Consider the following 20,518-nt stretch of genomic DNA (forward strand, 5'->3'; position numbering starts at 1 on the left):
GGGGATCCGTGGCGACGGCCCGCTCCCGCAGGGGCAACGTCCCCGAGAAGCGCTGCCTCGTCCGGGTGGTGTCCTGCCGCAAGGCCCCGCCGCAACTTCGGGGAAATACTCCCCGCTTCCAGAGGGGACAACTTCGGGGAAGTAGTGGTCTCGGCCCGTCTGGAGGCGGCAACGTCCCGGGAGGTGCGGTGGGAGACGGCCGGTGCCGCCTGGGAACGGGTGCGAAGGGGCCGGTGACGTCGGTACGGTCGGGGCGGAGCCTGCCCCGCGGCGTGGCGCTCGGCGTGACCGGAAACCGGACGTGGCGTACGCCTCCTCCGCCTTTCGGTCGCCTCGTACGGGGTACCTGCTCAGGGTTCGGCCGGATCTGACCGCCAGGACTGGCGGAGGCAGGAGTGGTCATGAAGATCGGAATCATCGGCTCGGGGCACATCGGTGGGACCCTCACCCGCAGGCTGCGCACGCTCGGCCATGACGTGACGGTGACGAACCGCCGGGGACCGGAGAGCCTCACCGACCTCGCCCAGGAGACCGGCGCCACCGCCGGCACGCTGGAGCAGGCGGTGCGGGACGCGGAGCTGGTGATCGTGGCCATCCCGCTGTTCGCCGTGCCGGAGCTGCCGGCGGAGCTCTTCGACGGCAAGGTCGTGGTGGACGCCGACAACTACTACCCGCAGCGCGACGGCGACATCGCCGAGTTGCAGGACCGCAGCCTCAGCTCCAGCCGCTGGACCGCGGAGCACCTGAAGGGCGCCCGGGTGGTGAAGGCGTTCAACAACATCCAGGCCCCGCACCTGATGGACAACGGGCGGCCGGCGGGCGCCGCCGACCGGATCGCGCTGCCGGTGGCCGGCGACGACGCCGACGCGAAGCAACTGGTGATGCGGCTCGTCGACGAGCTGGGCTTCGAGCCGGTGGACGCGGGGACGCTGGACGAGAGCTGGCGGCAGCAGCCGGACACCCCCGTCTACGGCACCGACCGCGACGCCGACGGCGTACGCCAGGGGCTGGCCGAGGCGCGGCCGTAGGGCCTGGCGGTCAAGCCGCTGCCCGGCCCGCGCGGCGGGCAGCCGTACTCGAAGCGGAGACGCCCCGCCGGCGACCAGCCGGCGGGGCGTCTCGCTGCCCGGGTGGCGCGGACCTCAGGAGTTGGGCTTGGCCTTGTTGGGGTCGGGGGCGCAGATGAAGCGCGGCTCCGGGTCGTAGCGCCAGCTGAACTTCTCCCGCTTCACCACCTTGCCGTCCTTGGTGATGACCCGGAAGGCGTCCTGGGCGAAGCCGTTGCTGCCCGAGGCGGCGATGCAGCCCGGACCCGGCTCCAGGTAGACCGTCTTCGGGGTGGTGATGTCCCGGCGGGGGCCGTACTCGGTCTTCACGCTGTCATAGATCTTGGTGCTCCAGATCGCCACGGTCACCGTGTTCGACGTGTACGAGGTGTCGATCATGAGGCCGTACTTGGTGTTGTTGCGGAACTTGAAGTCGAGGTCGGGCCAGAAGATGGTCGACTCGATCACCGCCGGGTAGCGCTCGAAGTAGAAGGAGTGCGGCTTGTGCTGCACGTCCTGCAACCCGGCGTAGTAGGTCGCGTTGAACAGCGTGGTGGTGAACTGTGAGACGCCGCCACCGACGCCCTTGACCAGCTTGCCGTTGAGGATGACCGGGGCCTCCTGGTAGCCGCTGTCGGTGCCGCGCTCGCCGGTGTGCGCGTTCAGCGAGAAGGTCTCGCCCGGCAGCACGATCGTCCCGTCGACGTGCTTGGCCACGTTGACGATGTTCTGGCTACGCGGGGACGACAGGCCGCCCGGGAAGCGGGTGGTGAAGCTGGAGACCTTCTCCTTGATGCCCAGGCCGGTCACCTTGGCGGTGGTCAGCTCGGGCTCCACCGGCTTGACCTTCGCGGTGACCGTCCGGCCGTCGGACCTGGGCAGCACCGCCAGCAAATCCCGGGCGAGGGCCGCCGGGTCGACCTGCTGCCCGTTGCGGCCGGGCACCACGGTCGGCTTGCCGCCGGTGAGGGTCATCTTGGCGTCCACCGGCGCGGTCTCGATGGTCTTGATCCGGTCGCCGAGGGCGTCGCGCAGCCGCTTGACCTCGACCTTCGGGGTCAGCTTGCCGGTCTTGTCGGCGGTGAACCGCAGGCTCTTGGCGATCGCCGCCGGCGGGATGCTGATCGAGCCCTTGTCGGTGCGTAGCGTGACCGGCGCGGCGACGGCCGGCCGGGCCAGTTCCGCCACCAACTTGTCCACCCCCGCGGCGTCGGTCGCCGGGCTGATCTCGATCAGCGGCACGGTGACCGGGGCGCCGGTCAGCCAGCCCGCCTTCAGCACCTGCGCGGACTGCTCCGGGTCCAGGGAGAGGCTCGGCTTCGGGTGCACCGCCTTCGGGGTGGTGCCCGAGAAGGTGATCGCCGGCATGGTCATCTTCCGGCCCTGGCTGCCCAGCGCCTTGCGCAGCACCGCGTCCAGCCGGTCCGGGTCGACCGTCACCACCGGCGGCACCGTACGCGAACCGACCAGCCGGTCCACCGCGTGCGCCTCGGCCTGGGCCGCCGCCGCCACCGAGGCGTCCACGTCCACCGTCAGGCCGACGTCGGCCGGCTTGATCTCGGTGGTCCGGTCGCCGAGGTTGATCTTCACCGGGGCGGTCAGCTCGGTCGCGCGGCGCTCCAGCTCGGCGCGTAGCTCCTTGGCCGCGTCGGCCCGGCTGCGGCCCCCCACCTCGGCACCCAGCACCGTCGTGCCGCGAGGCACGTCACCGGCGTACGCGTAGGCGCCCGCCCCGCCCACGGCGGCCAGCACGGCCGCGGTGACCCCACCGGCGAGCAGCACCCGCCCCCGGGTGAACCAGGAGCGTCGCCCACCCGGACCCGGTGTCGCCTGCCGGCCGGTCTCCGGCTCGTCACCCGGCCAGCTGACCGGGGTGACCTGGACCGTCGGCCGGTCGTCGGCGTGGGGGGTCTTTTCGCCGTACAGCGTCACAGCTACCTCATCGGGAAAATGCCACGGGGGGTGCGTCCCACCCGGAGGACAACTACGGTAACCAACCGCGCGGCCGGGAGACACTGTCCGACCGGTCGTCCTCGTGGACCGCGTGTCGGCGGTCACAGAAATGCCCCTGACCGGCCACTGCGGGTGTCGGAAAGGGGGCGGGTGGGGTGGTGTCCGGCGGGTGCCCCGGCCGTGGCACGGTAGCAGGGTGCGGACGGACGAGCGGGTGCTGGCGTACGGCGGCGGATGGCTGGACCGGTCGGGCGGCCGGCGGGCCGATCCCGGTTGGGTCGCCGCGCGGCTGGCCGCCGCCGGCACCGTCCTGTTGCCGCTGTGGCGGGACCGGTGCCTGGTCACCGCCGAGCGCATCCCGGTACGGCTGAGCGCGGCGGACTCGGCCGGGGTGCTCGCCGCCGCCGACGAGACCGTCTTCCTCGGCCTCGACGGCGAGGTGGCGGTCTTCGCGGTGGACCTCTCCGCGCTCAGCGAGCAGGAGGCGACGGCGTTGACCGGCGCCGCCGCGGCGGTGGACGTACGGGCGATCTTCGCCGGTCTCGGACCGGCCGAGGCGGCGATCCAGGGCTACGCCCGGGGGCTGCTGCACTGGCACCGGCAACAGCGGCACTGCGGGAGCTGCGGCACCCGTACCGGCACCACCTTCGGCGGGCACGCCCGCACCTGTGAGCCCTGCGACCGGCTGCTCTTCCCCCGCATCGAGCCGGCGATCATCGTGCTGGTGGAGGCGCCCGGCTCACCCGACCGCTGCCTGCTGGCCCGGCACCGGGGCGCGGCGCCGGGGTCGTACTCGACGCTGGCCGGGTTCGTCGAGGTCGGCGAGAGCCTGGAGGACGCGGTGCGCCGGGAGGTGGCCGAGGAGGCCGGGGTGGTCGTCGGCGACGTGGCCTACCAGGGCTCGCAGGCGTGGCCCTTCCCAGCCGGGCTGATGGTGGGTTTCCGGGCCACCGCCGTCTCCGAGCGGATCGCGGTCGACGGCGAGGAACTGCTGGAGGCGCGCTGGTTCACCCGGGACGAGCTGCGCGAGCGGACGGCCGGCGGGCGCCCGCTGGGCCGGGTCGACTCGATCGACCACCTGCTGCTCACCGGCTGGCTCGCCGGCGACCGCTGAGCCGCCGGCTCAGCGGACCGTCACCGCCACCGGCTCCGTCGCCGGCCCCTCGCTCACCCCGTCGGTGACGGTCACCCGGAACTCGTAGCGGTGGTCGCGGACGAGCAGCACCGCCGTGTGCCGGGTGTCCTGCACCGGGTACGGGTCGGTGCGCCACGGCTCGCCGAGGGTGACGTCGCGCAGGTGCACCCGGTAGGCGAAGCCGGGACCGGCCGACCGCCAACGAAGCTGCACCTCACCGCCGCCGCCCGCGACCGCGGTGAGCCCGGTCGGCTCGGGCAGCTCGGGCACCACCCGGACCGGGGCACTGCGCGGGCCGGGTCCGGCCTGGTTGAGCGCGGCCACCACGAACTCGTACTCGTGCCCGTTGGTCAGGCCGACCACGGTGGTCCGGTCGCCCTGGGTCGGGATCGGTTCCTCGGCGAAGTCCCGGTCCTTCGCGGTGAGGTCGCGCCGGTACACCCGGTGCCACCCGCCGGGTACGGTCGAGCGCCAGGTCAGCTCCACCTGCCCGGGACCGGCCACCGCGCGCAGGCCCTCGGGGGCGGTGGTGGGCGGGCTGAACCGGGCCCGGGCCCGGACCGGCTCGGCCCGCGCCCCCTCGCCGCCGCTGTTGACCGCGGTGACGGTGAACTCGTACTCGTGGCCGTGCTCCAGCAGCCGGGCCAGGTGGGACGCGCCGCTCTCCACCGCCGGGACGTCCTGGTCCGGGCCGCCGTCCAGGTCGCGTCGGTAGACCCGGTAGGAGATGCCGGGGCCGAGGGTGCGCCAGGTGAGCCGGATGGTGCCGTCCGGCTGGACGGTGGCGGCGAGCCGGGCCGGCGCGGGCGGGGGCGCGACGGCCGCCGTCACCCGGACCGGCCGGGACGGGCGGCTCGTCCCGCCGCCGCCGATCGCCATCACGCTGAACTCGTAGTCGCGGCCGTGCCGGAGGAACTCGACGGTGGCGTGGGTGCCGGTGAACGTGCCGACGGTGCTCCGCGCGCCGGTGCTCAGGTCCCGCTGGAGCACCCGGTAGAGCCGGACCAGGGGCACCGGGTTCCAGTGCAGCGTGACGTCCCCGGCCCGGCCCGGCTCGGCCCGCAGCCCGCCCGGCGGCGGTGGTGGCGGGACCACGGCCGTCATCCGGGCGGCCGGCGACGGCGGGCCCTCGCCGCCGCGGCCGACCGCGGTGACCTGGAACTCGTACTCGTGCCCGTTGACCAGGAAGTCGGCGGAGAAGCGGGGCTCGGTGACCGGCTCGCCGATCCGGACCGGATGGGTCTGGCCGGCGGTGACGTCCCGCCGGTGCACCTGGTAACGCAGCTCGTCGTCGACCCGCGGCGCGGTCCACGACAGGACGGCGGTGCCGGCCCCGCCGGCGCGGGCGGTCAGGCCGCCGGGCGCCGGCGGCAGGTCGCCCCGGTCGGCGCGGCGCGGCGGCCAGTCGACCTCCACGAACCGGGGCCGGTAGAGACCGGCGTCGGCGTAGGTGACCGCGTCGTCGACGTTGTTGACGTTGTACGAGATCAGCAGCTTGCCGGGGCGGGCCGAGGCGGGATGCAGGTCGGCGTCGTAGACGAGGTTGCCGTCGGCGGTCTCCGGTGCGGTGTGCAGGTAGTCCGGCCCCTGGAACGGCCCGACGGGCGAGTCCGCCGCGTACGCCACCAGCTCGGCGCTGAACACCAGGTTGTTCTCGTGGGTGACCAGCACGTACCGCCCGCCGGCCCGCTGCACCCCGTACGAGGTGCCGACGCCGCTGAGCACCCGGGCCGAGGCGTCGTCGTCGGTCGACCAGTCGCGGCCGGTCCAGAACTCCCACGGCCCGCCCAGGTCGTCGCCCCGGACCCGGGCCACGTGCGCGAACTTCGCCTCGCCCGCCGCCTCGGTGCCGTAGACGTAGGTGTGGTCGCCGTCGCGCAGCACCTCGGACCCCCAGGACACCCGGTCGTCCAGTGGGAGCGGGCGGATCCCGGTCGGGGTCAGCGCGGGCAGCGCGAAGGTGGCCAGCGCGGTGCCCAGCAGTTGATGGTCCAGCGGGCTCGCCCCGGTCCGCCGGTAGCGGTTGACCAGCACCTGGAGGGTGTCCCCGACGACCTGGGCGTCGCCGATCCAGTGGAACTCGTCCGGCTCGATGGCCGGCACCAGCGGGCGCGGGTCGTCGGCCGTGCCGCCGTGCACGGTCTCCACCAGCTGGTCGCTGCGCTGCACCACGGCGGAGTTGTGGATGAAGGGCGCGGTGCGTGGCCGGGAGCCGTCCGGCCCGACCGGGCCGAGGAAGGTGTCGGAGAAGAGCCAGAGCAGCCGCCCGTCGGGCAGCGGGACGGAGGCGGTGCGGTCCGCCCCGCTCCACCGCCCCGACGTGTCGCCGTAGGCGGCGAAGAGGGCGGTGAGCTGCGCCGCCGAGTATCCGCCGGCCACCGGCTGCGCCGCCCGGGGCGGGGCGGCGGGCGCGGCCACCAGCAGGCAGAGCGCGTAGAGGGCGAGCAGCCAGCGGAACGGTCGGTGGGGGCCACTTGCCCGCCGGCCGGAGTCGGTCACCGCCACCAGAAACCCCCGTCTACTGGTCAACCGACCCCAGGGTGTCACGAATCGGCTGGGCGGTGGCACCCGCCGGACGGGTGGGAGTGACCGGCTCCGATTGCCGGCGGCGGACGGTCAGGGCGGCGGTGACCAGCGCGGTGAGCCCGGCGGTGGTCAGGGCTGCCCCGGCGATGCCGCCGACGGTGTGCGGCACGACGGTGGCGACCGCGGCGAGGAAGCAGACCGTCGAGGTCCACAGTGGCGCCGACGCCCACCGGACGGCCGCCGCGACCCGCGCGTTGATCAGCACGAAGACGACGGCGTAGAGGGCGCCGGTGGCGGCGAAGAGCGGCGCGTACCGGCCCTGGCCCGCGTACTCCGGGCCGCCGGCCAGGGTGAACGCGACGCCGCCGGCCAGCGTCGCGGCGAGCACCAGCACCGCGCCGGCCCCGCCGACCAGCGCCAGCGACACCAGCAGGGTACGGCGGTCGCCGCGGGCCAGCCGGGGCAGCGCGATCACGGTCACCACCTGCGGCGCCCACAGCGCGCCCTTGGTGAGCACGGTGCCGACCGCGTACGCGCCGGAGGCGTCCGGCGGCAGGAACCGGCGGGCCAGCAGCAGGTCGGCGTACGAGACCACCAGCATCGCCAGGGTGGCGCCGCTGGCGGTGAGCACCGTGCGGGCGGGCAGCGCCGGGGCGACCGGGTCGATGCCGGCGCCCCGGTTCAGCCGGACCAGCAGCGCCAGCACCAGCGCGGAGGTGACCGCGCCGGCCAGCAGCGCCCCGGTGAGCCCGCCGCCGAGGGCCAGCCCGGCGATGACGCCGCCGTACCGGCCGGCGGCCAGCAGCGCCATCCCGCCGGCCAGGCGGAGGAACCGCTGGTCGCCCTGGAGTTCGCCGAGCCACCGGCCGGCCGCCACCACGGCGACGGTCAGCACGCCGAGCAGCAGCACCGCCGGTGGGGTGAGGCGGAGCAGTCCGGCGGCGACGGGCAGGGTCACCGCGAGCAGCGCGGCGGTGACGCCGACGGTGAGCAGGGTGGGGCGGGCGGTGTGCGCCCGGCCGTGCCGGGCCCGGTGGACCGCCACCGCGATCTGCAGGCCGGTGCTGGCGACGCCGCCGATCGCGCCGAGCGCCAGCAGGGTGGCCAGCGCGCTCAGCTCGGCGGGCGGCAGTTGCCGGGCCCCGAGGACGGGCACCACGTAGGCCAGACCGTTGACGAACACGCCGGCCAGGGTGACGGCCAGGCCCGCGGCGCCGATCCCGCCCGTGCGGCTGCGGCCGCCCGACTCCGTGCCCATGACCGTCCCGTCCGCCCCGCCTACCCGGTGTTCGCGGGGTGGTCGCCGGCCCGGCCGGGTTCCGGCCGGCGCGCGTACAGTGTCGCCACGCCGGCGTCCTCGCCCGGTCAGCGTAGTGAGGAGGTCAACCCTGCGGGAAAGGTCGATGCTCGTCGCGATCGGGCTGACCGTCACCGCGCTGGTGCTGGCCCCGCTGGCGCAGCCCGGCTACGTGCTGAGCTACGACATGGTGTTCGTGCCGCACCAGCCGTGGCGGGCCGAGCTGGTCGCTCCGGGCGACTCATTGCCGCGCGCGGTGCCGCTCGACGCGCTGGTCTCGCTGGCCAGCCTGGCGGTGCCGGGGTGGCTGGTGCAGCGTGCCGCGCTGGCGGCGGTGCTGCTGCTGGCCGCGATCGGCGCCGGCCGCCTGGTGCCCGCCGAACGGCCGGTCACCCGGGCGGTGGCGGCGCTCGGTTACGTCTGGACGCCGTACCTCGCCGAGCGGTTGCTGATCGGCCACTGGGGACTGCTGCTGGCGTACGGCGCGTTGCCCTGGGTGGTCGCCGCCGCGATCGACGTACGCCGGGAGCGGCCGCGCGCGCTGCGCCGGCTGGCGTTGGCCGCGCTGCCGGCGGTGGTCACCCCGACCGGTGGCCTGATCGCGCTCGGGACGGTCGCGGTGCTGGTCGCCCGGCGGGCCGCGCTCGGGCGGACCGCCGCGGCCGTCGGTGTGCTGCTGCTGCTGAACCTGCCCTGGCTGGCGGCGGCCGGGTTGACCGCGGCGGACGGTCGCAGCGACCCGGCCGGGGTGCCGGCGTTCGCCGCGCGGGCGGAGAACTGGAGCGGCGTGCTGGGCGCGCTGGCCGGCACCGGGGGGATCTGGAACGGGCAGACCGTCCCGGCGAGCCGATCCTCGCCGCTGGCCCCGCTGGCCACCGCGCTGGTGCTCGGGGCGGCGGTGGCCGGCTTCCGTACGCTGCGCCGGCGCTGGCCCTCCGGGGTGGCGGTCCGGCTGGCCGGGCTGGCCGGCGCCGGCTTCCTCGCCGCCGCGCTCGGGGCGCTGCCCGGGACCGCCGCCGTGCTGCGCTGGGCGGTGGCGGCGGTGCCCGGGGCGGGGCTGTTGCGCGACGGCCAGAAGTTCCTCGTCCCGTACGCGTTGCTGCTCGCCGTCGCGGCCGCGCTGGGGGTGGAGCGGGCCGCCGCCCGGATCACCGGCCGGGGCGCGGTGGTCGGCGCCCGGGTGCTGTGCGGCGCGGCGCTGCTGCTGCCGGTGGTGGTGCTGCCGGACCTGGCGTTCGGCGCGGCCGGCCGGCTGCGGCCGGTGAGCTATCCGGCGGACTGGGCCGCGGTGGCGGCCCGGCTCGACGGCCGGCCGGGTGAGGTGCTGTCGCTGCCGTTCGGGGCGTACCGGGCCTACGCCTGGAACGCCGGGCGGACCGTGCTCGACCCGCTGCCCCGGTACGTCGACGCGGAGGTGCTGGTCGACGACACGCTCTGGGTCGGTGACCGGCGGGTGGCCGGGGAGAACCGGCGTGCCGCCGAGGTCGGGCGGGTGCTCGCCGGGGGTGGCCCGGTCGCCGCCACCGGGGTGCGCTGGGTGGTGGTGCAGCGACGGGCCGGCTACCGGCCGGTCGATCCGGCCGCCCTCACCGGCCTGCGCCTGGTGTACGCCGGCGACGACCTGACCCTGTACGAGAATCCGGTGGCGCGAACGCGGTGACCGGACCGCCGTACCGGCCCGGATCGACGGTCCTCGCGGCCCTCCCCGGCGCGCCTACTTGGTGGTAACGTGCCGCGCAGTCAGCTCACGAGGAGGAAAAGACCAGCATGCGCAGTACTCTCTCGTTGGTTCTGGTCGCGGTCGCCGCGATCGCTCTGGGTGCCGTCGGCACGGCGGCGCTGGCCACCACGCTGACCGGTACGTCGGTGTCCGAGGCGGCCAAGGCGGAGCAGGCGGCCCGCACCGAGTCGGGCGGCAGCACCGCCGAGGCGGGCGCCAACCAGCCCCTGGTCTACGGCGTCAGGCCGTAGGACCGCTCCACCTGCTCGACCGGCGTCCACGCCGGCACGTTCGCGGCCCTCGTCACGAGGGCCGCGAACTTTTCTCCGGAGACCGGCCAGGTGAAGCGGGCGGCGTGCCGCCGGGCGGCCGCACCCATCGCCGACCGGTACGCGTCGTCGGTGAGCAGCCGCCGCACCTGCGCGACGAAGTCGTCGACGTCGTCGGCGAGCAGTCCGGTCTCGCCGTGCACCAGCGCCTCCTCGACGCCACCGGCGCCCCGGAAGGCAACCGTCGGCGTGCCCACCGCGCCGGCCTCCACGATGGTCAGTCCCCAGCCCTCCTTGAGGGACGGGGTCAGCGCCACCCAGGCGGCGGCGAGCAGTTCCCGCTTGTCGGCGTCGCTGACGAACCCGGTGAACCGCACCCGGTCGGTCACCCCCAGCTCGGCGGCGACCTCGCGGAGCTGCGACTCCCACCAGCCCTGCCCGGCGACGGTCAGGGTGAGGCCGGGCAGTTCCCCGGCCAGTTCGGCCACGGCGCGCAGGGCCACCTCGACCTGCTTGTGCGGCACCAGGCGGCCGAGCACCACCAGCGACGGCAGGGGTGAGCGGGGCACCGGCCCGACGGTCATGTCCGGCGTCCCGTTGTGCACCACCGCCACCCGTTCCGGGTCGACGCCCAGCGTGGCCAGCTCGCGGCGGGTGGCCGCGGAGACCGTGACGTACTGGCACCGGCGGTAGACCCGGGGCGCCAGCCAGGACTCCACCCACCAGCCGAACCGGGCCAGCCAGCGGCCCAGCACCACCGGCCACTGCTCGCGGTGCACGTGGTGCACCAGGGCGATGACGGGGCGGCGGGCGTAGAGGGCGGAGAGGAAGGGCAGGCCGTTACCGACGTCCACGAGCAGGTCGGGTCGGCCGCCGCGCCGGCGGCTCAGCGGGCCGAGGCCGACGGCCCCGGCGAGGTAGACCAGCGCGGCCCGCAGGTAGACGGTGTGCCGGCCGCCGCGCCGGAGGACCCGTACGCCGTCGGCCGTGGTCTCCTCGGCGGGCCCGGCGGTGTGGGTGGCGCAGAGCAGGGTGGCCCGGTGACCGCGCCGGACGAGTTCGCCGGCGATCCGTTCGACGTAGACCTCCGATCCACCACCCTCCGGATTCCGGGTGTCCCGCCAGTTGAGGAAGAGTACGTGCCGGGTGGCGGCAGCCGGTGCTTCCACACTCACTCCTACTGCCGAGTAGTCTTCGCGGTCGCGTCACACTATGGGCTGCGTCACGTAAGCCGCAATGCCCGATCGGAGGCGAGATGCAGCAGTCGCCGGGCCGTCCGGGGCCGGTCGAGGGGCCGGACGGCACGTCACGAGTGGTGTGGCGTCTGCGCTTGGTTGCGGTCTGCGTGGCTTTGTCCGCCCTGGCCTTCGTCCAGGACCCGGGTCTCGTCGTGATCGACACCAAGGTGGACCTCGCCATCGATCCGGCCGGATGGCTGACCCGGGCCCTGCACGTGTGGGATCCGGACGGCACCTTCGGCCAGCTGCAGAATCAGGCGTACGGCTACCTCTGGCCGATGGGGCCGTTCTTCCTCGCCGGAAAGCTGCTCGCCGTCCCGGCCTGGGTGGTGCAGCGGCTCTGGTGGGCGCTGGTGCTGACGGTGGCCTGCACCGGAGTGGTCCGGCTGGCCGAGCGGCTGCACATCGGCACCCCCGGGGCCCGGCTGTTCGCCGGCGTCGCGTTCGCGCTCTCGCCCCGACTGCTCACCGAGCTGGGCCCGATCTCCGTCGAGGCGTGGCCCAGCGCGCTCGCGCCGTGGGTGCTGGTGCCGCTGGTCGGGTTGGCCAAGGGCGCGCCGGTGCGCCGGGCGGTCGCCCGCTCCGCGCTGGTGGTGGCGTGCGCCGGTGGGGTCAACGCCACCGCCGTGCTGGCCGTCGTGCCGCTGGCCGCGATCTGGCTGCTCGGGCTGCACCCGCTCCGGCGGCGGCTGACCGCGCTGCTGGCCTGGGGGCTGGCGGTGGGCGCGGCGACCGCCTGGTGGCTGGTCCCGCTGCTGCTGCTCGGCCGGTTCAGTCCGCCGTTCCTCGACTACATCGAGACCGCCCCGGTCACCACCGCGCCGACCGACCTGACCACCGTGCTGCGCGGCGCCTCGCACTGGCACGCCTACCTCAACGGCCCGTACGGGCCACCCTGGACGGCGGGGTGGCGGCTGGCCACCGAGCAGCCACTGGTGATCGCCACCCTGGTGGTGGCCGGCCTCGGCCTCGCCGGCCTGGCCCGCCGGGGGATGCCGTACCGGCGCTTCCTGATCACCGGCCTGCTGGTGGGGCTCGCCCTGGTGGGGCTCGGCCACGTCGGCCAGCTCGACGGGTTCGGCGCCCAGACGCAGCGGGCCTTCCTCGACGCGGCGGGCGCGCCGCTGCGCAACGTGCACAAGTTCGACGTGGTGCTCCGGCTGCCACTCATCCTCGGCCTGGCCCATCTCGTCGGGCTCGTGCTCCGGGCCGCCCGGACCGGCGACCGCCCCGCGCTGCACCAGGGGGTGGCCCGGCTGCTGCAACCGGTACGGCTGCGCGCCGGCCTGGTCACCGGCACCGCCCTGGCGGCGGTCGCCGCGGTCGCCTCGCCCGCCCTCGCCGGTGGGCTGGCCGCGCCGGGCAGCTTCCACAGCGTGCCGGGCTACTGGCGGGAGGCGACCGGCTGGCTCGACCGGAATGCGGGCGACGACCGGGTGCTGGTGGTCCCCGCGGCCCGGTTCCCCCGGTACCTCTGGGGCAGCCCCAGCGACGAGATCGTCCAGCCGCTGCTGAACAAGCCGTGGGCGGTGCGCAGTTCGGTGCCGCTCACCCCACCCGGGACGATCCGGCTGCTCGACGCGGTCGAGTCGGTGCTCGCCACCGGGCAGGGCTCGCCCGGCCTGGCCGACCTGCTCGCCCGCTCCGGGGTGAAATACCTGCTGCTCCGCGCCGACCTCGACTACGGGCACAGCGACACCACCCAGCCGGTGATCGTCCGGCAGGCCCTGCTGCGCTCGGCCGGGATCGAGCCGGTCCGCGGGTTCGGGCCCGAACTGGGCGGCGGTGGGCTGCCGGGGAACTTCGTCGACCGCGGCCTGGACGTGAAGGTGCGGGCGCTGGAGGTGTACCAGGTCCGCCGGCCGGTCGACCAGGTGGTGGCGTACGACGCCGACGACGTGACCACCCTGGTCGGCGGGCCCGAGTCGCTGCTCCCGCTGGCCGCCGCGGGCGGGCTCTCCGCCGCCCCGACCGTGCTGGCCGGTGACCGGCCGGCGGCGCTGCGCGGCACGGCGGTCACCCTGACCGACGGGTTGCGCCGCCGTGAGGTGGCCTTCGGCCAGCAACACGACAACGCCTCGGCCACCCTCAGCCCCGCCGAGGAGGCCCGACTGGCGGCGCCGGCCCGGGACTACCTGCCCGACTGGGCCGACGACGAGTCGACGGCGGTGAAGTACTTCGGCATCGACGGCGTCTCCGCCTCGAGTTCCTGGTCCGACGCGCAGCCGCTGGGCGGCGGGCGCCCCGAGCACCAGCCGTACGCGGCGGTGGACGGCGACCCGAACACGTCGTGGCGGTCCGCCCCGGGCACCGCGGCGGTCGGGCAGTGGTTCGAGGTGGCGCTGCTCCGGCCACGGGTGGTCCGGCAGGTCCGGCTCACCTTCGACGACGGGGCCGACTCGCTGCCCACCAGGATCACCGTCACCGCCGGCCGGCAGCAGGCCACCGTCCCGGTCTCCGGTCGCTCGGTCGAGGTCACCCTCCCCGACGGGTATCCGACCCGGTTCGTCCGGGTCACCGTCGAGCAGGTCTTCGACGTACGGGCCGGCTTCGGCGGCGTGGGCATCGCCGAGTTCGCCCTGCCCGGCGTACGGGCCGGCCGGACCCTGGTGGTGCCGTCCGGACCGGCGACGGGCGATCCCGCCCGGGTGGTGCTCGCCGCCGCGCCGTCGAGCCCGGCGTGCGTGTTCGACGCCGGCCGGCCGCTGTGCGACGGCGGCCTGGCCCGGGCGTCCGAGGACGGCGACCGGATCGACCGGTCGGTGCGGCTGCCGGCGGGCGCCGAGTACCAGTTGGCGCTGCGCGCCCGGCCCCGCCCCGGCGGGGAGCTCAACGCGCTGCTGGACGCCGGCGGCGCGGCCTCGGTGACGACCGGGCTCACCGCGACGGTCGCCGCCTCCACGGTCGGCGTGTTCGACCCGGTCGCCCGGCCCGGCGCGGCGGTCGACGGGGACCCCGCGACCACCTGGTATCCCGCCGACTCGGACCGGCAGCCGTGGCTGCGGCTGACCTGGCCCCGGCCGCGCAGCATCTCCGGCCTGCGGCTGACCCTGCCGCCCACCGCGGCGGCGGCCCGGCCGTGGCGGGTCACCGCGATCGGGGACGGCGGGATGCGGGGCGGGGCCCTCGACGCCGGCGGCACGTTGCTCTTCGACGAGCCGATGACCACCGCCACCCTCACCGTGTTGATCTCGGACGTCATCCCGGCCCGCTCCTACGACCCGTACCGGCGGCTGATGCAGGACCTGCCGGCGGGCGTGGGCGAGCTGGAGGTGCTGCCGTCGGCGCCGGTGCGCCGGGCGGACCCGTTGGCGCGGGTCGAACTGCCCTGCGGCAGCGGTCCGACGGTCCGCGCCGGCGGGGTGGAGCGGCGTACCGCGTTGCTGGCCAACCGCCGTGACCTGCTGGAGTTGCGCGAGGTCAGCGCGGTGCCCTGCGGCGCGGACGCGGCGGACCCGTTGCCGCTGTCGGCCGGCCCGCTGCGGGTTACCGCGGTGGGCAGCAAGGTGGCGCTGCCGACCCAGCTCACCCTCGAACCGGGCGGGGCCGCGTCGCCGGCCGGCGGCGGGACGGCCGGCGGCACCGGTGCACCGGCCGCGGTGCGGTCCGCCGTGCAGGTGAGCGAGTGGTCCACCACCCGCCGGGTGCTGCGCCTGGCGGACCATCCCGGCCGCCGGGTGCTGGCCCTGCGGGAGAACGCCAACGAGGGCTGGACGGCCAGTGGCGGCGGGCGGACCTTCACCCCGTTCGTGGTGGACGGCTGGCAGCAGGGCTGGCTGGTGCCGGCGGGCTTCGCCGGTGAGGTGGTGCTCCGCTTCGCCCCGGACCGGCAGTACGGGCCGGCGCTCGCCGGTGGCGCGGTGCTGCTCGCCGGGGTCGGCGTACTCGCGGTGCTGCCGGCGCGGCGGCCCGGCCCGCCGGCCCCGCCGGTGCTCCGCCGCCGGCGCCCGCGACTGCTTCCGGCGCTGGTCGGCGGCGGGGCGTTGCTGCTCGTCGGTGGCCCGGCGGCGGCCGGCGTGGCGTTGCTGGTCTTCGTCGGCGTGCTGGCCGGGCGGGCACTGGAACCGCAACTGCACCCGCCGGACCGGCGGGGGATGCACCGGCTGCGCCAGGGCGTCGTGCGCTGGCTGCCGGTGGCCTGTTTCGCGGTGGCCGGCTGGTACGCGGTCACCCGCGACACGCACACCGCGTGGCTGCCTCAGCTCGCCGCGGTGACCGCCGGCACGGCGCTCTGGTTGTCGCTGGTGCTGCGCCGCCGCCCCGGCCACTGACCGCCCCAGCGTTGGAAGGGACGCTCCACCGCGTAGTAGCTGATCGCCGCGAGGACCAGCCCGCCGGCGACGGTGAGCAGGAACGTGCCGAGCGGGTCGCCGGTGAAGTCCGGCCGGTCGTCGAGGACGTAGATGCTCTCCAGCACGAAGGGGTGCCAGAGGAACAGCCCGTACGAGACGCGGCCGAGCCACCGGCCGAGGATGGTGTCGAACAGGCCCTTGGTGCGGGTCGCCGGCCCGAACGCGATGGGCACGATCAGCATGACCGCGACGATCAGGTAGAGCAGCAGCTTCGTGGCGAACTCGGCGGCGGAGGGCTCGGCCAGGTCACGTGGGCCGGTGACCGGGGTGGTGGCGACGGCCAGCGCGCCCAGCGCGACGGCCCAGCAGGCGAGCGGGGCGCGGCCCAGCTCGTCCAGCCACCGCCAGCGCTCACCCCCGCCGGTCCGCAGCGCCACGTGCGCGGCGGCCAGCGCCATGCCGGCCCCGAACCAGCCGGCGTACGACGGCAGCCACATCGTCTGCAGGCCGAGGCTGAGCAGGCCGGCCGCCATCAACGCCACCCAACCGGCGGTGATGGCCAGCGCGGCCAGCCCGATCCGGAGCACCCGGTCGGCGTCCCGGCGCCGGCCGAGGGCCAGGGCCGCGAGCACCGGCAGGAGCAGATAGAAGGTGACCTCGGTGGCGAGGCTCCAGGTCTGGCTGAGCCCGTGCTTGAGCTGGCCGTGCTGGTAGATCTGGGTAAGCGTGACGTGCCGCAGCCAGTCGGCGGTCGACGCGTCCCGGTTCTGTGGGAGCACCAGCAGGCAGATCACCACCGCCACCCAGTAGGCGGGCAGGATCCGGGTGGCTCGCCGCCACAGGTACCTACCCGTCGCGGGCCGGCGCTGATACGTTGCGTGCGCGTGCGCGTACGGCCGGAACAGCAGGAATCCAGAGAGGACGAAGAAGACGGCGACCCCCACGTCGAGCCGGGACAGCCAGGCCCCGGTACCGCCGTCGCCGGTGTTCTGTCCGGTGGCGAAGCCGACGTGGTGTCCGACGACGGCGAGCGCTCCGATCACCCGCACCGCGTCGAGCGCGGGCAGCCGCCGCAGAACCTGATCGGGAATCGGAGCAGACATCAGCCGTCCAGAGGGTCGCGTGGATATGTAACCCGGGAGTAACGTGCGGCCCAGTTTCGCAGACCCAACCATTCGCCGGACACCGGCTGACTGTCTTTGTCTTGAGGAGGACCAGTGAAGGCTCGCCTGGGTGCGGCGTTGTTCGGCATAGGTGTCCTGTCCCTCGCCCTCGCGGCGGGGACGGCGTTCTACGTGGCTCCGTCGGTGACGAAGCTGCCGTACGACCTGACGTTCTGCAACGCCCAGGGCGAGCCGGACGGCTGCCTCAGGCCGAGCGTCGCGGTCGCCGACAACGCCACCTTCATGCAGGTGCTGGAGAACAAGCCGACGATCCAGCGGGGCACCCTGGAGGCCACCACCGAGGTGGTGCCGCAGGCCAGCACCACCGAGAAGGAGATGACCGGCGATCTCAAGGGCGAGGCGGTCGTCTGGGACGCGTACGGCACAGTGGTCCGCACCGACGACAAGTCGGTCGTCAGCCAGTACGCCGCCGAGTTGGCCCTCGACCGGGTGACCGCCGCGGCCCGCAAGTGGGACAAGCAGTACCTCGACACCGACGGGGACGCCAGCAAGGAGGACGCCGTCACCTTCGAGGGGCAGACCTACAAGTTCCCGTTCCGCACCGAGCGGAAGGACTACCGGTACTTCGACCGGGACCTGCGCGCGGCGCTGCCCATCAAGTTCGACGGGACCGAGCAGGTCAACGGCACCGACGCGTACCGCTTCGTGCAGACCATCGACGAGACCGAGCTGGCCACCGCGGAGGGTTCGCTGAGCGCGCTGGCCAGCGCGCTGGTGCCGGGCGCCACCACCGGCAAGGTGACCTACAGCAACACCCGGACCATCTGGGTGGAGCCGGTCAGCGGCAACTTCGTCAAGGTGCGCGAGCAGCAGAAGAAGACCTTCGTGCCGGACCAGGGTGCGACGGTGGCGTTGCTGGACGCCGACTTCGTCTACAACGACGACACCATCGCCAACAGCGTGAAGTCGGCCGGCGAGACCCGGGACAAGCTCCAGCTGATCGGCCGTAACCTGCCGATCGGCCTGGCGGTCTTCGGGGCGCTGGCCCTGCTCGTCGGGCTGTGGCTGATGCTGTCGGGCCGGCGGGCCGCCGCGGTGGGGGCCCGGCACCGGGCCGACGACGCGCCGGTCGAGGACTCGCCGGCCGGCGAGCCCGAGGCCGGGCCGCTGACCGACGAGATCCCGCCGGCCACGACGAACTGGAAGTCCGACGAGGGGGCCACGGTGCCCAGCCAGCGCCCGGTCGCGGACGAGGCGGAGCAGCGCTGAGCTGAGCGTACGACCGAGGGGTGGGCCGGCGTCCGGTCCACCCCTCGGTGTCTGTGGCGCCACCGACGGTATCCGTTATTGAATCGTGATGCATCGATGGTTTGGCGACTCCGCGTCACCTCGGCGTGGCTTTTTTACCTTCTTCGACCGTGATGGGTCCCGTGCCTGTTGACGGACGGTGGTGGAGGGTCGGGGTGCGGTTACCTGCTGGTAGGGAGCCTCTTGTGACCCGGGCCGCACCGGGTGCACCATCATTTCCGCAGTTCGTTACCCGTCGGTAACCCGAAGCGGGACGGCCCGACGCGGGGCCAGGAACGGCGGACGCGGACCACCACCAGCGAGGCCACCACCGCGCACCGAGGAGGAATCCGTGCAGGACCCGATCAACAACTGGGGACGTACCCGCTGGCGGCGGTTCGTCGCGCTGATGGTGCCCGCGACCGCCGTCGCCGGCGCCATCCTCTTCGGCATCGCGAACGGCGCGATCGCCGCCGACATCACCGTCTCCGGCAAGCAGTTCAAGGTCGCCGCGCAGAAACTCGAGGGCCAGGGCTTCAAGCAGTACGGCGGCGTGGTCAAGGAGAAGGACGGCACGGTCCACCCGGTCGCCCTCTCCGAGATCGGGCACGCCGAGCTGTACAAGATGTGCCAGTCGGTCGACGCCAGCGTGCCCGGGATGCCCGTGGTGCTGCGCATCGAGGCCGGCGGCGGCGAACCGGCCACCGCCGACGGGATGGTGATCGCGATGGACTCGCTCGAGGGCGATGCCACCTTCACCCGGATCAACATCGGCCGCGACGCCAGCGACCTCAACCCGGCCGCGCTGGCCGGCTCCTTCGGGCAGGACGCGCAGCAGGTCCAGATCACCGGCCTGCGCCAGGTGGCCCGCTACACCACCGCCGGCACTTTCAACCTCAAGGGACTGAAGATGACCGTGCACGCCTTCGGAGACGCCAAGGGCAAGCAGTGCTTCTGAGCTGACCGTGGGGTGGCCCACCCGGCCACCCCGCCAGCCTGCCCTGCCCACCGCAGCTGGAGGAGGTCACCCCGTGACATCGGTGGATCCGCGGCACGCCCGTCCGGGGCGTACCACCGGGGTTCGACGCCGGTTCCGCAACTGGCGGCGCAGCCGGCCGTTCTGGGGCGGCCTGCTCACCGCGCTGGCCGGCGTCGAACTCCTCCTCAGTTCGAAGCTCACCCTGGCCGGATTGAGCCTCACCACCGGCCCGACCGGCTTCCTGTCCTGGGTGCTCCCGGCGGCCCTGCTGACCTGCGGGCTGCTCATCTGGTTCAGCCCGGGCCAGCGGGTGTTCTACGCGATCGTCGCGGCGGTCACCGCCGTCTACTCGCTCAAGGGGCTCAACTTCGGCGGGTTCTTCGTCGGCCTGCTGCTGGGCATGGTCGGCAGCGCACTCGCCTTCGCCTGGACCCCGACCGCCCGGCCGAGGCCCGACGGTGCGCCCACCACCACCGGCCTGGACGGCGAGCCCGCCACCGGCCCGGGCGGCGAGGCCGTGCCCGGCCTGGACGGCGAGCCGGCTACCACCGGCCCGGACCTGGACGGCGCCAGCACCGGTCCGGACGGCGAGCCCAGGGCCAGCGGCCGGGAGGGTGACGAGCCGCCGCCGGGCCGGGAGCCGGGACCGTCCCCGGCGTCGTCCGCCGCCCGGTTCTCCGCGCTGGGGTTCGTCGCCGTCGGCCTCGTCGCGGCGGGGCTGCTGGGCGTCGCCGCACCCGCCCCGGTCCGGGCCGCCGCCCGGGACTGCCCCGCCCCGTCCTCGCCCGCCCCGTCCTCGCCCGCCCCGGCCTCGCCCGCCCCGGCCTCGCCCGCCCCGAGCGGGTCCCGATCGCCCGGGACGCCCGCCGCCCCGACCGGCCCGGCTCCCAGCCCGAGCCCCAGCCGCGACGGAAACCTGATCACCGATCTCATCCACGGCATCGGCGACCTGCTCACCGGCGGGCGGGCCGACCGTACGCCCAGCCCGACGCCGACCCCCACCGCCACCTCGGCGTCCCCCGGCCCGGGGCCGTCCGGCGGCGCCACCCGGCCGGCGCCGGACGGCTCGTCCCCGGCCTGCCCGGTCCCCACCCGAAGTGCGACACCTGTCCCGACCGGCACCGGAGAGGTCGAGCCGGGCGCGCCGCTGCCCCGGATCGCGCCCGAGCCGGGGCAACCGCGGGTGGCCGCGCGGCCGTCGAAGCTCACCGGGTCGAAGGTCACCATGACCGGGCTGCGCTTCGACGGGACGGTCGACCTGCCCACCGTGCGCGGAACGCTGCGGGTGTTGAAGTTCAGCATGCGGCGGGCGGTCACCGACGACTTCCTGCTGCGGGCCGACGGCCCCGCCGGCACCACCGCCCGCTACGCCACCGACCGGTTGACCGTGTCGGGAAACGTGAGCTTCTATGCCACCCGGTTCGTCGGCCGGCTGGTCGGCATCAAGATCACGCTCACTCCGGACCTGCCGCTGCCGGACGGCATCCCGGTCACCTCACCGATCCCGATCACCTTCACCGACCCGGTGATCGACCTGGCGTACGTCACCAGCGACACCCTGACCGCGCGGCCCGCGCTGCGGCTGGACCTGGCCTGACCTGGCCCCGCGCCACCCGAGCCGGAACGCACCGCGCCCGGGCCGGCCCGCGAAG

General features: G+C 74.8%; 13 protein-coding genes. 8 read left to right on the forward strand and 5 right to left on the reverse strand.

Features of this window, described 5'->3' with window-relative positions:
* Positions 1–401: 401 nt before the first annotated feature.
* Positions 402–1,028: an NADPH-dependent F420 reductase gene (locus K7640_RS13400; RefSeq protein WP_222955140.1), complete on the forward strand. Its 627-nt coding sequence runs from the start codon at positions 402–404 to the stop codon at positions 1,026–1,028.
* Between the two features lie 114 nt (positions 1,029–1,142).
* Here the strand turns inward: K7640_RS13400 and K7640_RS13405 are convergent, their stop codons facing one another.
* Entirely contained in the window at positions 1,143–2,978 is a 1,836-nt protein-coding gene (locus tag K7640_RS13405; protein WP_222955141.1) for a VanW family protein, read from the reverse strand.
* Between the two features lie 217 nt (positions 2,979–3,195).
* On the opposite strand from K7640_RS13405, the gene nudC reads away from it, so the two are divergent.
* On the forward strand, positions 3,196–4,113 hold the full coding sequence (nudC, locus tag K7640_RS13410) for an NAD(+) diphosphatase (RefSeq protein WP_222955142.1): 918 nt from the start codon (positions 3,196–3,198) through the stop codon (positions 4,111–4,113).
* Positions 4,114–4,122: 9 nt separating this feature from the next.
* Here the strand turns inward: nudC and K7640_RS13415 are convergent, their stop codons facing one another.
* Together K7640_RS13415 and K7640_RS13420 are read right to left on the reverse strand one after the other, a co-directional pair.
* Positions 4,123–6,663, reverse strand: coding sequence for a fibronectin type III domain-containing protein (locus K7640_RS13415; protein WP_222955143.1), 2,541 nt, complete (start codon positions 6,661–6,663; stop codon positions 4,123–4,125).
* On the reverse strand, positions 6,653–7,918 hold the full coding sequence (locus K7640_RS13420; protein ID WP_222955144.1) for a polysaccharide biosynthesis protein: 1,266 nt from the start codon (positions 7,916–7,918) through the stop codon (positions 6,653–6,655). The genes K7640_RS13415 and K7640_RS13420 overlap by 11 nt, the downstream gene beginning before the upstream one ends.
* Before the next feature lie 145 nt (positions 7,919–8,063).
* Between K7640_RS13420 and K7640_RS13425 the strand changes: the two genes are divergently transcribed.
* The gene (locus tag K7640_RS13425; protein WP_222955145.1) at positions 8,064–9,617 is read left to right on the forward strand and encodes a hypothetical protein; all 1,554 of its coding nucleotides are present in this window, start codon (positions 8,064–8,066) and stop codon (positions 9,615–9,617) included.
* 107 nt (positions 9,618–9,724) lie between these two features.
* Entirely contained in the window at positions 9,725–9,928 is a 204-nt protein-coding gene (locus K7640_RS13430; RefSeq protein WP_222955146.1) for a hypothetical protein, read from the forward strand.
* Here K7640_RS13430 and K7640_RS13435 read toward each other — a convergent pair.
* Positions 9,910–11,115, reverse strand: a complete 1,206-nt coding sequence (locus K7640_RS13435; RefSeq protein ID WP_222955147.1) for a glycosyltransferase family 4 protein — start codon at positions 11,113–11,115, stop codon at positions 9,910–9,912. The genes K7640_RS13430 and K7640_RS13435 overlap by 19 nt on opposite strands.
* A 176-nt stretch (positions 11,116–11,291) precedes the next feature.
* On the opposite strand from K7640_RS13435, the gene K7640_RS13440 reads away from it, so the two are divergent.
* Positions 11,292–15,455, forward strand: a complete 4,164-nt coding sequence (locus K7640_RS13440) for an alpha-(1->3)-arabinofuranosyltransferase (RefSeq protein WP_222955148.1) — start codon at positions 11,292–11,294, stop codon at positions 15,453–15,455.
* Here K7640_RS13440 and K7640_RS13445 read toward each other — a convergent pair.
* The gene (locus K7640_RS13445; protein ID WP_222955149.1) at positions 15,383–16,579 is read right to left on the reverse strand and encodes an acyltransferase; all 1,197 of its coding nucleotides are present in this window, start codon (positions 16,577–16,579) and stop codon (positions 15,383–15,385) included. The two genes, K7640_RS13440 and K7640_RS13445, sit on opposite strands and share 73 nt — an antisense overlap.
* 114 nt (positions 16,580–16,693) lie before the next feature.
* Between K7640_RS13445 and K7640_RS13450 the strand changes: the two genes are divergently transcribed.
* From K7640_RS13450 to K7640_RS30590, 3 genes are all read left to right on the forward strand, one after another.
* Entirely contained in the window at positions 16,694–17,869 is a 1,176-nt protein-coding gene (locus K7640_RS13450; RefSeq protein ID WP_222955150.1) for a DUF3068 domain-containing protein, read from the forward strand.
* Positions 17,870–18,239: 370 nt separating this feature from the next.
* The gene (locus tag K7640_RS13455; RefSeq protein ID WP_308042543.1) at positions 18,240–18,845 is read left to right on the forward strand and encodes a DUF6230 family protein; all 606 of its coding nucleotides are present in this window, start codon (positions 18,240–18,242) and stop codon (positions 18,843–18,845) included.
* 73 nt (positions 18,846–18,918) lie between these two features.
* Positions 18,919–20,463 (forward strand): DUF6114 domain-containing protein, encoded by a 1,545-nt coding sequence (locus K7640_RS30590; RefSeq protein WP_222955151.1) that lies wholly within the window; start codon positions 18,919–18,921, stop codon positions 20,461–20,463.
* The last annotated feature ends 55 nt before the right edge of the window (positions 20,464–20,518 follow it).

Source organism: Micromonospora sp. PLK6-60, assembly GCF_019890675.1.
Lineage (GTDB): Bacteria > Actinomycetota > Actinomycetes > Mycobacteriales > Micromonosporaceae > Micromonospora.